The sequence below is a fragment of the Goodfellowiella coeruleoviolacea genome (genome assembly GCF_024171785.1).
Taxonomy (GTDB): Bacteria; Actinomycetota; Actinomycetes; order Mycobacteriales; family Pseudonocardiaceae; genus Goodfellowiella; species Goodfellowiella coeruleoviolacea.
The window spans coordinates 504021-516886 of sequence record NZ_JAMTCK010000004.1 but is presented as its reverse complement, the minus strand read 5'-3'; the positions used below and the strand labels follow the sequence as shown (position 1 = coordinate 516886).

Annotated in this window: 15 protein-coding genes; 5 read left to right on the top strand and 10 right to left on the bottom strand. The window is 70.1% G+C overall.

All coding sequences use genetic code 11. From position 1 onward, the window contains the following. Window positions 1-70: 70 nt before the first annotated feature. Window positions 71-1111 (bottom strand): recombinase RecA, encoded by a 1041-nt coding sequence (gene recA / locus LX83_RS11175; protein ID WP_253770052.1) that lies wholly within the window; start codon window positions 1109-1111, stop codon window positions 71-73. Between the two features lie 458 nt (window positions 1112-1569). Here recA and LX83_RS11170 point away from each other — a divergent pair, with 458 nt between their 5' ends. Continuing rightward, a complete protein-coding gene (locus LX83_RS11170) occupies window positions 1570-2394 on the top strand; it encodes a DUF4383 domain-containing protein (protein WP_253770050.1) in 825 nt (274 codons plus the stop codon). A gap of 14 nt (window positions 2395-2408) precedes the next feature. On the opposite strand, the gene LX83_RS11165 is transcribed toward LX83_RS11170, so the two are convergent. Continuing rightward, window positions 2409-2603: a DUF3046 domain-containing protein gene (locus LX83_RS11165; RefSeq protein WP_253770048.1), complete on the bottom strand. Its 195-nt coding sequence runs from the start codon at window positions 2601-2603 to the stop codon at window positions 2409-2411. Window positions 2604-2639: 36 nt separating this feature from the next. On the opposite strand from LX83_RS11165, the gene LX83_RS11160 reads away from it, so the two are divergent. Beyond that, window positions 2640-2804, top strand: coding sequence for a hypothetical protein (locus tag LX83_RS11160; RefSeq protein WP_253770212.1), 165 nt, complete (start codon window positions 2640-2642; stop codon window positions 2802-2804). 32 nt (window positions 2805-2836) lie between these two features. Here the strand turns inward: LX83_RS11160 and LX83_RS11155 are convergent, their stop codons facing one another. Together LX83_RS11155 and LX83_RS11150 are read right to left on the bottom strand one after the other, a co-directional pair. Then, window positions 2837-4123, bottom strand: a complete 1287-nt coding sequence (locus LX83_RS11155; RefSeq protein ID WP_253770046.1) for an MFS transporter — start codon at window positions 4121-4123, stop codon at window positions 2837-2839. A 73-nt stretch (window positions 4124-4196) separates the two neighbouring features. After that, the gene (locus tag LX83_RS11150) at window positions 4197-6161 is read right to left on the bottom strand and encodes an Hsp70 family protein (protein WP_253770044.1); all 1965 of its coding nucleotides are present in this window, start codon (window positions 6159-6161) and stop codon (window positions 4197-4199) included. A gap of 201 nt (window positions 6162-6362) precedes the next feature. Between LX83_RS11150 and LX83_RS11145 the strand changes: the two genes are divergently transcribed. After that, complete coding sequence (locus LX83_RS11145; protein WP_253770042.1) at window positions 6363-7358, top strand: pectate lyase family protein; 996 nt, start codon at window positions 6363-6365, stop codon at window positions 7356-7358. 69 nt (window positions 7359-7427) lie between these two features. Here the strand turns inward: LX83_RS11145 and LX83_RS11140 are convergent, their stop codons facing one another. The 5 genes from LX83_RS11140 to LX83_RS11120 all read right to left on the bottom strand — a co-directional run bounded on the left by LX83_RS11140 (window position 7428) and on the right by LX83_RS11120 (window position 11428). Continuing rightward, the gene (locus LX83_RS11140; RefSeq protein WP_253770040.1) at window positions 7428-8204 is read right to left on the bottom strand and encodes an ESX secretion-associated protein EspG; all 777 of its coding nucleotides are present in this window, start codon (window positions 8202-8204) and stop codon (window positions 7428-7430) included. Beyond that, entirely contained in the window at window positions 8201-9670 is a 1470-nt protein-coding gene (locus LX83_RS11135; protein ID WP_253770037.1) for a PPE domain-containing protein, read from the bottom strand. The genes LX83_RS11140 and LX83_RS11135 overlap by 4 nt, the downstream gene beginning before the upstream one ends. A 19-nt stretch (window positions 9671-9689) precedes the next feature. Then, complete coding sequence (locus LX83_RS11130; protein ID WP_253770187.1) at window positions 9690-10265, bottom strand: DUF3558 domain-containing protein; 576 nt, start codon at window positions 10263-10265, stop codon at window positions 9690-9692. A gap of 2 nt (window positions 10266-10267) precedes the next feature. Beyond that, entirely contained in the window at window positions 10268-10669 is a 402-nt protein-coding gene (locus LX83_RS11125; protein ID WP_253770035.1) for a PE domain-containing protein, read from the bottom strand. Window positions 10670-10756: 87 nt separating this feature from the next. Then, complete coding sequence (locus LX83_RS11120; protein ID WP_301327930.1) at window positions 10757-11428, bottom strand: DUF3558 domain-containing protein; 672 nt, start codon at window positions 11426-11428, stop codon at window positions 10757-10759. A 99-nt stretch (window positions 11429-11527) separates the two neighbouring features. Between LX83_RS11120 and LX83_RS11115 the strand changes: the two genes are divergently transcribed. Both LX83_RS11115 and LX83_RS11110 read left to right on the top strand, forming a co-directional pair. Next, a complete protein-coding gene (locus tag LX83_RS11115; RefSeq protein ID WP_301327929.1) occupies window positions 11528-12418 on the top strand; it encodes a helix-turn-helix domain-containing protein in 891 nt (296 codons plus the stop codon). Next, window positions 12387-12578: a DUF397 domain-containing protein gene (locus LX83_RS11110; RefSeq protein WP_253770031.1), complete on the top strand. Its 192-nt coding sequence runs from the start codon at window positions 12387-12389 to the stop codon at window positions 12576-12578. The genes LX83_RS11115 and LX83_RS11110 overlap by 32 nt, the downstream gene beginning before the upstream one ends. On the opposite strand, the gene LX83_RS11105 is transcribed toward LX83_RS11110, so the two are convergent. Beyond that, the gene (locus tag LX83_RS11105; RefSeq protein ID WP_253770029.1) at window positions 12579-12866 is read right to left on the bottom strand and encodes a hypothetical protein; all 288 of its coding nucleotides are present in this window, start codon (window positions 12864-12866) and stop codon (window positions 12579-12581) included. It abuts the gene before it with no gap.

Here is a 12866-nt window from a genome sequence, read left to right as displayed (position 1 = left end):
ACCACCACGCGCTCGGGTGCCCCGCCCAGGTCCGTCCGACCCGGGCACAGCCTGACCAGACACGGGCCGGTCAGAAGTCGACCGGGGCCGGCGCGCTGTCATCGCCGTCCGAGATCACACCGATGCCCAGCTTCTCCTTGATCCGCTTCTCGATGTCGTTGGCCACGTCGGGGTTCTCCCGCAGGAACCGCCGCGCGTTCTCCTTGCCCTGGCCCAACTGGTCGCCCTCGTAGGTGTACCAGGCGCCGGACTTGCGCAGGATGCCCTGGTCAACACCCATGTCGATGAGCGAGCCCTCCCGGCTGATGCCCTGGCCGTAGAGGATGTCGAACTCGGCCTGCTTGAACGGCGGGCTCACCTTGTTCTTGACGACCTTGACCCGGGTGCGGTTGCCGACCGCGTCCCCGCTGTCCTTGAGCGTCTCGATGCGCCGCACGTCCAGCCGGACCGACGCGTAGAACTTCAGCGCCTTGCCACCGGTGGTGGTCTCGGGGCTGCCGAACATCACGCCGACCTTCTCGCGCAGCTGGTTGATGAAGATCGCCGTCGTGCCCGAGTTGTTCAGCGCACCGGTGATCTTGCGCAGCGCCTGGCTCATCAGCCGGGCCTGCAGGCCGACGTGGCTGTCGCCCATCTCGCCCTCGATCTCGGCGCGGGGAACCAGCGCGGCCACCGAGTCGATGACGATGATGTCCAGCGCGCCGGAGCGGATGAGCATGTCGGCGATTTCCAGCGCCTGCTCACCGGTGTCCGGCTGGGACACCAGCAGGGCGTCGGTGTCCACCCCGAGCGCCTTGGCGTACTCGGGGTCGAGCGCGTGCTCGGCGTCGATGAAGGCGGCGATACCGCCGGCGCGCTGGGCGTTGGCCACCGCGTGCAGGGCGACCGTGGTCTTACCGCTGCTCTCCGGGCCGTAGATCTCCACGATCCGGCCGCGGGGCAGGCCCCCGATGCCGAGGGCCACGTCCAGGGCGATGGAGCCGGTGGGGATCACCGAGATCGGCGGGCGGTCCTCGTCACCGAGCCGCATGACCGATCCCTTGCCGAACTGCTTGTCGATCTGAGCCAGGGCCAGCTCAAGCGCCTTGTCCCGATCGGGTGCTGGTGCCATCGGAGTGTCCACCTCAAGTTGCGTGCTTGCTCGGTTGGCGAGCGGTTGTTGTTGTCGCCGTCGACGCTACGGCCAAGGACTGACGTTTTTGCGACGGAGTGCTCGTCCTGTGGATAACCGGCCCTCCTGTGCACAACAGCGTACCCGAACAGGTGTTCGACGCCAGTGCGGGCGCTGCCGCCGCTAGTATGGGCGGTTTTGGGCCAGCCGCTGCGCAGGTGGCCACCTGGGCGGACACTGGGGAGTGGCGATCGGGGGCACCGTCAGTCGGGGGCACCGTCAGTCGGGGGCACCGTCAGTCGGGGGCACCGTCAGTCGGGGGCACCGTCAGTCGGGGGCACCGTCAGTCGGGAACACCGCGGCCGCCCGCGAACCGCGGCCGGTGTGGACGGCCGGTGCGGGCCCCGACCGCCGCGCGCGGACCGCGACACGGACCTCGGAACACCGGAGGTGCCGCCATGAGGATGGACCGTTACCTGACCCAACACCCGCTGAACCGGGTGTACCGGCTGGGCGCGGCGCTGTTCGGGGTCGGTCTGACGATCTTCGGGGTGCTGGGCCTGACCAACCGGCTCGCCTACACCTCCACCCAGGGGCAGCTCGTGCTCGGCCTGTCCAGCAACGGCCTGCTGGCCACCATCTCGGTGCTGGTCGGCGTGGTGCTGGTGGCGGCGGCCGTCGTCGGCGGGGCGGTCGCGTCCACCACCATGATCGTCATCGGGCTGCTGTTCCTGCTGTCCGGGCTGGTGAACCTGTTCGTGCTGAACTCCCCCGCGCTGAACCTGCTCGCCTTCCAGATGCAGAACGTGGTGTTCAGCGTGGTGTCCGGGATGCTGCTGCTGTTCCTGGGCCTGTACGGGCGGCTGAGCGGCGGCCTGACCCGGGACAACCCCTACGTGCGGGCCCGGCTGCACGAGCCGGTGGACACCGATCGCAGCACCGAGCTGGCCGACGCGCGACGGCGGCTGGCCGAACTGGAGGAGCTGTCCAACGCCGAGTTCGCCACCATCCAGGGCACGGCCACCCGGGAGCAGGAGCGGATGGTGCTGGCCGACGCCCTGCGCCGGGCCCAGCAGCGGCGCAGGGAGATCTACCGCCGCACCGCCGGGGTGCCCGAGCAACGCGTCCCGGAGCAGCAGCCGCCGGCCGGGGCCCGGCGGGCGGAGCCGGCCCAGCCGGACGCGTCAGCACAGCCGGCCGGGCACGAGCACGAACCCGCCGCTGGCGCGCCCACGGGCAGGGGCGGCCGGCTGCACCGCCGGGGCGGCGCCAGGTCCCGCTGACCCCAGCCGGTCGGCTACCGCCGCTCCCTGGGCACGTCGAACGCGTCGCACACCGCCAACCAGATCTCCTTGGGCGGCAGGCCCGCGTCCAGCGCCTGGTCGGCGGTGCGCCCACCCAGCGCGGAGAACACGTGGTCACGGGCCATCATCTCGGCGCGAACCTCGCCGAACTCCTCGGCCATCATCCTTCGGAAAACCGTAATGCGCATCGCTGTCCAGGCTAGCCCGCCCGGTAGGCTCGGTTCGTGCTGATGTCCCAGGCCGCGCACCTGACCGCGGTCCCGCCGCTGGCCCAGGTCGCCGACCCGACCGGCCTGTCCACCCCGCTCGGCCAGGTGGTGGTGCTGGCCGCCCTGGTCTCCTCGGTGGTCGTCGGCCTGTGGGCGCTGTGGTCGCGGCGCAAGCGGTGACCTGAGCCACCGGTCGGCAGGCGGGTGTTCCCTCAGCCCGCGGGGCGGGGGTTCGCCGCCATGCACATCACCAGCAGCGGCAGCGCGCTGAACCCGACGACCAGGCCGAGCGCGCCGTAGGACCACACCGTGACGACCGCGCCGGCCAGCACGCCGCCGAGCACGCCGCCGATGTTCATGCACAGGTCGGCCAGGCCCTGGGCGGCCGGCCGGAGCTGGGCCGGCACGGACTCGGTGAGCAGCGCCGACCCCGCCACCAACGCGGCTGACCAGCCGAAACCCAGCACGGTGAGGCCGGCGGCCAACTGCGGGGCGTCGGTGGCCGGGGCCATGCCCGAGATGCTCGCGCCCGCCACCACCAGGGCCGCGCCCACCGCCAGCACGGGCACCCGGCCCAACCGGTCGGCCATCCAGCCGAACAGCGGGCTGGCCGCGTACATGGCGGCCACGTGGACGCTGACCACCACGCCGACCACGGTCAGCGACGCGCTGCCGTGCCCCATGTGCACCGGGGTCATCGACATCAGGCCGACCATGGCCAGGTGGCTGGTGGCCACGCCGGCCAGGGCCAGCCGGCCGGTCGCGTCCAGCCGCCGCCACACCCCGGCGCGGCGCACCCGGACCGGCGGCCCGGGCTGGAGGTGGTCGTGTGCGGCGGGCGGAACCGGGTGGTGAACGGGCTGGTCCGCGTGCCCGGCGGTGCTGGCCAGGTCCAGCGGGTCGGGCCGCAGGCCGGCGAGAACGCCGACGGCCGCCGCCGCGAACACCACCGCGGCGGCCAGGAACGGCCCGGTGCCCTCGGTAAGGCCCAGGGCGGCGGCCAGCGCGTCGGCCGGGCCGGCGAGGTTGGGACCGGCCACCGCGCCCACGGTCACCACCCAGAGCAGGGTGGCCACGGCTCGCGCGCGCTGGGCGGGCGGGGCCAGGTCGGCCGCTGCGTAGCGGGCGGCGAGGTTGGCCGCCAGCCCGCCGCCGAACAGCACCATCGCGCCCACCAGCCCGGGCCAGGAACCGGTGGTGACGGCCGCCACCGCCAGCGCCGCGCCCACCGCGCCGGCGCCGTAGCCGAACAGCAGGGCGGGGCGGCGGCCCCGGCGCGCCGCGAGCGCCGCCACGGGCAGCGCGAACACCGCGGCGCCGACCACCGTGCCGGTCTGCGCCAGCCCGGCGACCACGGGTGAGTCCGTCATGGCCGCGGCGACCAGGGGGGTGACCGCGGCCAGCCCCACCCCGGTCGCGCCGAGCACCTGCGTGCCGACCAGCACGCCGAGCACCTTGTGCCGCGCTCGACGCGGCTCTCCTGCCAACCCCTGCCCCACCGCCCCCACGGTGAGTGAGCGTGACACACCGTGACCGCCCGCAACTAGGGCCGGACGTGGGACCCGCAGCGGATCAGGTGCCGGGCTGGACGTTCTTCTCGAAGTAGTCGGCCAGGGCGCCGGCGGTCAGCTCCCGCCCGCGCGACCCGCTGTCGATCTTGCTCATGATGCCGAGCACCGGCCGGTCCTTGACGGTGAACACCAGGATGCCGGCACCGCTGTCGGCCGACGCCTGGTAGCGGCCGTCCAGGCCGTTGCCCCGCCAGTCGGCCTGGACCACCTCGCTCTTGTTCAGCGCCACCGCGGCGGTCGCGCTCTGTTCGGCGGTGCGCACCGAGTCGGTGTGCACGTACTCGACCGAGTAGCCGTCACCGAGCCGGCAGCTGACCGCGACCCCCTTCAGGTCCGACAGCCCGGACACCCCGGCCGAGTCGCCGGGCTGGCAGGAGTTCTTGTCCGGCACGGCACCGGCGAGCTGGCGCAGGCAGCTGGTGAAGCCCCGGTCGTCCTTGTCGCCCGCCTGCTGACACTCGGCCACGCTGGGCACCTGCGACGACGGGCGGAACAGGAAGATCCCGCCGACCACGGCCAGCACCACCACCGCGGCCGTGGCCACGCTGATCAGCAGCAGCCGGCGCTGCGCGGCGCCGTCCGAGGCGGGCGCGGCGGGCGCCGAGGTGGGCCGCACCGAGGTGGGGAAGTTGTACTGGGGCAGTCCGGCCGTCATGGCCGGCTGCGGCCCGCTGGTCGGGAACGCCGGGTTGGCCGGCAGCGGCGAGGTGGCGGCGAAGCCGCCGAGCTGCCCGGCACTGGGAAAGCCGCCGGTGGACGGGCCGGTGGCCACCGGGTTCGGTCCCGTGGCCACCGGGGTGGGCCCGGTGCCCACCGCCGGGCCGGTGATCACGGTGGGCGCGTCCGCCACCGCCGGGGCGGACTGCGCGGCCAGGTCCTGGGTGCGCTGGCTGACACCGTCCTGCGGCACGTGGTGCGCGCCCAGCGCGACCGCGGTCTCCGGCTGGTCGAGGCTGGTCGGGACCACCCCGAGCTGTTCGCCGATGAGCGTGGCCACCAGCGGGATCCGGCTGGACCCGCCGACCAGGTAGATGCCGGCCAGGTGCTCGGGCGCCATGCCGGTGGAGCGCACGGTGTCGGTGAGCAGTTCGACGCTGCGCAGCAGGCTCGGCCGGATCAGCGCCTCCAGCTCGGTCCTGGTGACCAGCACGTCCTCGAACGGCTCCGGCATGGGCACCTCCGTCTGCGGGTGCCGGGACAGCGCCTCCTTGGCCGCTTTGACGTCCTCCCACAGCGCCCGCCTGGCCCGCCGGTCCGCGGTCGACTCCGGTCGCAGCAGCCGCTGCCACTGGCCGGGGTCGCGCTGCGACACGTACCGGCCGACGTGTTCGAGCAGCGCCTGGTCCACGTCCAGGCCGCCGAGGTCGGGCAGGCCGTTCTCGGCGAGCACGGTGAACCCGGTGGGCGTCGCGCCGACCACGGCCACGTCGAAGGTGCCCGCGCCCAGGTCGTAGACGGCCAGCGCCTGGCCGGGCGCCAGGGTCTGGTCGGGGAACGAGGCGAAGTGCGCGGCGGCCGCGACCGGTTCGGGCACCAGCGTCAGGGTGGGCCCCATGCCGGCCAGCCGGGCGGCGGACAGCAGCACGTTGCGCCGCACCGGCCCCCACTGCGCCGGGTGGGTCAGCCGCACCTCGTCCAGTGGCGCGCCGCCCAACTGCCTGGCGGTCTCCTCGTGCACCCTGGTCAGCACCGCGGCCAGGGCGTCGGTGACCGGGACGACCTTGTCGCCGAGCAGCAGCGCGCCCTCGTCCACGCGGCGCTTCGGGTTGGGCTCGAACCGGGCCGGGTCCAGCCGGGCCCTGCGCTCGGCGTCCCGGCCGACCACGATGGTGGTGTCCTCGGCAGCGAACACGGCGGACGGCATGGTGGCCGAACCGTCGACCTCGATCACCCTCGGCGGCCGACCGTGTGCGGACAGCACCGCGACGGTGTTGGAAGTGCCCAGGTCAACCGATAGGACGCGCAACGTTCTCCCCTTGTCCCGCGCGCCGCGCCCGCGACGCCGCGTCGATGCTGCCATGCGTAGCCCGATCGGGGGAGGCCATCCCCTGAATTCCGCTGCTCGCAGCCGTTCGACGGGTATTCGACAGTGCTTTCCGAGACGTTGCGGTGAGGTTACGACCAACGGGGCATTGAGCCGGCCGGAAACGCGCTCTATGAAAAGAGTATGACAACGTTTTCATTTCTTTCATCACGGAGCAGGGCGGCCGCGGCCACGGCCGCGCTCGGCCTCGTCCTCGCGGGCGCCACCGCGGCGACCGCCGCCAGTCCCGCCGACTCGCCGTTCGCCGACGCCAAGCCGGTGGGCTACGCCGCGGTCAACGCCTCCGGCCAGAACGGCACCACCGGCGGGGCCGGCGGCACCACGGTGACCGTCAGCAACGCCAGCGACCTGCTCAAGTACGCCCAGAGTTCAAGTGCCTACGTCATCAACGTCTCCGGCACGATCACGCTGAGCGGCATGAACAAGGTCGCGTCCAACAAGACGATCGTGGGCGTGGGCTCGAACGCCACGATCACCGGCGGCGGGCTGAACCTCAGCACCGTGCAGAACGTGATCATCCGCAACCTCACGTTCACCAACGCCGCCGACGACTCGATCAACCTGCAGGAGTCCACCCACCACGTCTGGATCGACCACAACAACTTCACCAACGGCCACGACGGCCTGGTCGACATCAAGCGCGGTTCCGACTACGTGACCGTTTCCTGGAACCGTTTCTACAACCACGACAAGACCATGCTGCTGGGGCACAGCGACGACAACTCGTCGCAGGACCTGGGCCACCTGCGGGTCAGCTACCACCACAACTGGTTCCAGGGCACCACCCAGCGCCACCCCAGGGTGCGCTTCGCCGACCCGGTGCACGTGTACAACAACTACTACGACGGCGTCGGCTCGTACGGGGTCGCGTCCACGATGAACGCGGGCGTGCTCGTCGAGGGCAACTACTTCAAGAACGTCAAGAACCCGACCGTGATCCAGACCGGCGACAGCGACGAGGGCCGCCTGGTCGAGCGCAACAACGTCTACTCGGGCTCCGGCTCCCCGCAGACCAAGGGCAGCGTGGGCAACCCTGGCAGCTACTACTCGTACACACTGGACAGTGCGGCGAACATCCCGTCGATCGTCTCGGCGGGCGCCGGCGTTGGCAAGCTCTGACTCCGACCCCACCCACGCACGGCCCTGCCGGGCCCGACAACGCGCGGCAGGGCCGTGGCACGCGCCCGGTCAGTCACCCAGCGCGGTGACGAGTTCGCTGATCTGGCGGACCAGCCCGGCGGTGTCGGCTCCGGCCAGGGTCACCCAGTCGCCGCCCCCACTGGGCCGCCGGGTGAACAGGTACCGCCCCTCGGGGTTGTCGTAGAAGCTCACCACGTGGCCGGCGCGGGCCCGCGCCCCCGGCCGTGCCGTGCGCGCCACCCCGAACTGCCCGAACCGCACCACGTTGCCGAGCACCGCCGCCACCCGCTGAGCGTCCGCAGTGGACAGTCCGGTGCTCACCAGGTTGGCCGCGAGCCGAACCCGGTCCGACCCGGCCTGGGCCGCGGCCCGGTCGAGCTGCTCGGCCGGCATGGTCACCGACTTGCCCGGCCCGACCCGGTGCTCCGGCAACAGCGACACCGCCGCCCCGGCCAGCCCACTGGCCGCCACCGGCCGCAGTGTCAGCGCCTGCGCGTCCAACCTGGCCAGCACGCCGAACAGCCCGGCGGACGCTGCCAGCCCGGACACCCGGGGGCCGTGCGCGTCCAGGTGCAGCCGGGCGTCCACCTCCCACTCGGGCCGCGCCAGCGTGACCAGACACCGCTCCAACTCGGGCCGCCAGTCACCGGGCTGCCCAAACCCCTTGTCCCGCAGGGAACTCCACGCCTGGGCGCGCAACTGGGCGCGTTCGTCCCGGGTGTAGCCGTGCCCGTCGATGGCCAGCACGGTCGGCTTCGCGCCGAGGCCCAGGTTCTCCCAGAGAAAGTCGTACTCCAGCCAGGACAGCGTGAACTGACTGCTCATCGCTGCGGCTGCTCCCCGATCACCGGGGGCGCCACGCGCGTGTCGTCCAGCCAGAAGTCGTCGTGGCTGTCCTGCAGGTAGGCGGCCGAGCGGTGTTCCTTGTCCTCCTCGCCCTTGCCGCCGCGACCACCGGCGGCACCACCCATGGCACCGGCACCAGCCGCGCCCCTGGCACCCGCCGCCGCCCCGGTCGAGCCCGAGCCGGCCGCACCCGGCCGCGCCCCAGCCGCCTCGCCCAGTGCCCCGGCGACCGCCCCCGGCCCCCGCGTGCCAAGGCCACCACGCGCGTTCGACCCACCCTCCGGGCCAAGCCCAGCACCGAACCGACCGCCACCAACGCCAGTGCCCGCACCCGCTCGGCCGCCACCCACACCCGCACCGGCCCGACCACCGCCGATCCCGGCACCCGACCGACCGTCACCAACACCGCTCCCGCCGCGCACCGAACCACCAGTTCCGCCCGGGCCACCCACCGGGGACACCCCACCCGGCGGCAGGAACCCCGGCGGCACGGTCGGCGGTGGGGTGCCGACCGGAGGCACCACCGGTCCCGGCCGGTACGCCGGGTGGTCGATCAGCCCCGGCCGCACCGTGGACTGCTGCCAGTCGGACTGGTTGGTCTGGTCGGTACGCCCCGTGCCGGACCGCTGGGTGTCGCCGCCGTCCTGGTTCCCGCCCACCTGCGGCGGCTGGGCGATCCCGTCCGGCCGCCCGTCGTTGGGCTGGCCGGTGATGACCTTCTTCTGCTGCTCCCACTGCCGGGCGTAGTTCTCCCGCTCGGCGGAGAGCTGGTCCACGGTGCCGGTCCGCTGCCTGACCTCGTTGTGCTCCGGCTGCTGCGCACCACCGACCTCGGCAACGACCGTGGGCGGCGCGACGAACTGCCCCAGACCGGACGCGGCCGAGGCGGAGTTCGCCTGGTAGTCGTTGAGCACCCGCACGGCCTCGGCCTTGGCCTGCTGCGCGGCCCGCTCCTGCACGTCCTGGTCGGTCTGCCCACCGAGCAGGTGCGTGAACCCGGCCGGGATGCCGAAGAAGTCCGAGTTCGCCGTGGAGTCCACCGCCACCGGCTCCGGCACCGAGTTCTTCGCCGACGCGTAGTAGTCCACCAGCGCACTGTGCCCACTCTGGGTCGCACTACCAGCGGTGGCGGCGTCCGCCGCCCACTGCGCCAACGGGTTCATTCCCGACGCCATCGCGTCAGCCGCGGCCCCCTCCCACGAGGCCCCAGCCCGGGCGATCGCGGCCTTGGTCCGCTCCTCAGCACTGGCCATCAGCTCGGTGAACCGACGCCACGCGTCCGACGTCGCGACCGACCCCTGAACCCCCTTGGCATTCAGATTCGGCCTGCTGAGCGACCTGGTCGTGCCCTCACCATCGGTGCTCTCCGAGACGGTCCGCCCGTTGATCATGCCGTGCAACTGGGCGTGCGACCACGCGTCCCAGTTGTACTCCCCCACAGCCATGATTGCCCCCTTCTCTTGCTCAGTTTCCGTTCATCAGAGTGGTGACAGCGACCTCAGCCAGCTGATGCGCCAGCTCGCATCGCGGTGGAACTTGTGACTCGCGTCCCTTGTCGATGGATGCCACGGTCCGCAAATACTGACCATCGGCAACATCCACGATGACGTCACAACGCCCAGGATCCCGAGTATCTCCACGCTCAACAGCGGGAAACCCTTTTACGGGATCGACGTACTCAATCTTTTCCGAGGTTTCCGCCTCGGTCCAGTATTCAATCCCCTGCGAGGGATTCAAGTGGAGATCGAAGTAGCCGACATCATTGCTGTAGTAGCACTCAGGTCCACCGAAGTTCTCGTTTTCGCGAGCCTTGCCCTGCTTCTCAATGAAGAACTTTGCCCATTCCTGCTGCGGCAGCAGTTCACAGGGCTGCTTGCCGGAAAGCTTCAACTCCTGCGGCCGATTGGGTTTCGCCGAAGTAGCACTGGTCTTGGTAGTCGCACCAGTCGGCGTCGTCGCCGCACCGGGCGCCCCTCCACTGCATCCAGCCAGAGCAACGGCACCAAGCAGACTAACGCCAACTGCAAGAAATTTCTGCATACTCACGCCCCCTGAGTCCGGAAAGCGTTGGTATTGGCGTCCTCAACCAGGGCGTACTGCTTGGCCTGCTGCTCCAGCGAGTCGATCACGCCGTTCAACTGCGCCACATAATTACGCGCACATTCGACGGCCGTTTCCGCATTCTGCCCCACCGTGTCAGCCACGTCATAACTAACAGGATCGGCCCCCATCGGCTTCGCCGCCAAGTTTTCGCTCTCATCAAAAAGAAAATCACGCACCTCATCACGGAGCGTCTCGAACTCTTGTTTGAGCGTCAACACCTGATCGGGCGAGACCACCAGCTTGACCTGGCCACCGTAGGGCGCTGGACCCGCCGGCTGGCCCACATCCTGCCGCTGGCCCAGCCCGAGCAGCTGGTCGGCCGCGTTCTCGAAGAACGGCATGCATCCCCTCCGTAGTCACGTGGTCACGGGCACGGTAGTGCAACGGGGCGACGGTCCGGCCGGGGTTCCGGGGTAGTGCGATCACCATCACCCGGTGGGAGTAATCGCGTTCACCAGCGCGTTGATGGCGATCTCGGCCAGTTGACGCGCTACCACACACTTGGGTGGGAGCTTCGACTCAGCATCCGGCAGAGTACTCGCAGTGGCCAGCAGGAATTGGCCATCCGCAACATCCACGATGATGTCGCAACGCCCCTGGTCCCAACTTTCCGGGCGCTCCAACGCAGGAAATCCCTCAACCGGATCGGTGTAATATATTTTCTCCGCGGTGTCGGCTTGAGTCCAGTAGTTGATACCGTGCGCAACACTCAAGATGAAGCCGAATCCCCCAACATTCGTGTTGTACAGGCACTGCTCCGCGTTGAGCACATCCGTGTGGCTAAGCTTCCCGCCCTTTTCGATGAAGAACCTCGGCCAGTCCTGCCGCGACAGCAGGTCGCACGGCTGTTTGCCGTCGAGCGTGAGTTCCTGAGGCCTGGCCGGCTTCGGTGGCGCGCTGCTGAGCTTGGCGGTCACCTTCGGGATTACTGGGTTTCGGAGATCAGCGGTGGCACTACCGCAGGCGGTCAGGGTGGTGGTCGCGAGAACGATTGCGAAGAGGACAAGAACGCTTCGTCGATCGCTGGTGGGCAAGGGTCCCCCGGTGTGGGTTAGGGCATTAGAGGCCGAAAGTAGAAAAACCACGTGGCACCGGCGCATGTGGTCCAGCTTTTGGGGGAAACATGCGGACAGGCCATTGCCAGGAAGTGCGGGATCTCTACCGTCTCCCGCGTGGTCCACACGTGGAAGGGGGACGTCATGGGTGATGTGGCGTCAACGGTTCGGGGTCGGGAACTCGGTGCGGAACTGCGGGCATGTCGGAAGGCGCAGAAGCTCACCGGACCAACTATGGCCCACTTGCTCGGCTGGGACCCGAGCAAGGTGTCCCGGATGGAGTCGGGCAAGCTCGGGTTCAACGCACTGGACGTCAGCGCCTATCTGGCGGTGTGCCGGGTCACCGGCGAGCACCGGAAGCGGATTCTTGAGATGGTCACCCGGGCGAACGACGCCGATCTCCTGCGCACGCACCGAGGACGACTTCCCGATCAGCTGAAGGTGCTCATTCGGCACGAGTGGGACGCTGACGCCATCTTCAACTATGAGCCCTTTTATGTGCCCGGCTTGTTGCAGACGCCTGAGTACACCCGCGAACTGATGCGTGGTTCAGGAAGAGTGCGGGATGAGGACATCGAGCCGCGAGTCGCTGCCAGAATGGCCCAGAAGGAGATCATGCGCGGCGAGTTTCCCACGCCGTGCGCCTTTCTGATCCACGAGAATGCGCTGCGCTGCCAGACCGAGAACCCTGAGATCATGCGTGGCCAGTTGTTTCACCTGATCTTCATGGCCACCCGGCCCTGCGCCAACATTCGAGTGGTGACAACTGCGGTTGGCATGGGTGCCGCTCCGGACGCGTTCATGATTATGGATCTCCCGGACCGCAGGAGCGTGGTGCACCTCGAAGCGCTTGGGGCCAGCGTGTTCTTGGAGCAGAAGACTGACATCGCGTTCTACCGGAGTGAGTGGAAGCGGCTCGCCGGACTGGCATTGGACGAGGCAGAATCCAGGGTGTTTCTGGCCGCGCTGGCCAATGAGCTGGGCGCCCCCGGGAGGACTGAGGATGACCTGCCAGATTTTCTGGAGGAAGAGTAGCTACAGCGGCACCGAGACGAACTGCGTTGAGGTGGCGTTAGGCCCGGTCACGGTGTTGGTGCGGGACTCCAAGAACGTGGCCGGGCCGGTGCTGGGTTTCGCGTCGACCAGGTGGGGCGCGTTCCTCGCCTCGGTGAAGGAGGAACAGCACGCCGGGTGATCAGACGCGCAGGGCGGTGATGAGGCGGCGGAGTTCAGGGGCGGACAGGTCGTGGCGGATCTCGGTGCCGTGCAGGTCCAGCCACAGGTACCTGTCGCCTTCGTCGGTGGACAGGGCGTTGAGCAGGCGGTGGCCGGCGTGGACGTGCTGGATCGGCACGGCGCAGTGGTTGCCCTCCTCCAGGGTGGTGGCCAGGACCTGGGCGGCGCCGCGGTCGATGATCAGGGCGTGCCCGGACACGTGCAGCACCAGGTTGGCGCCGGTCGGGGAGGGTTCGACGTGGACCAT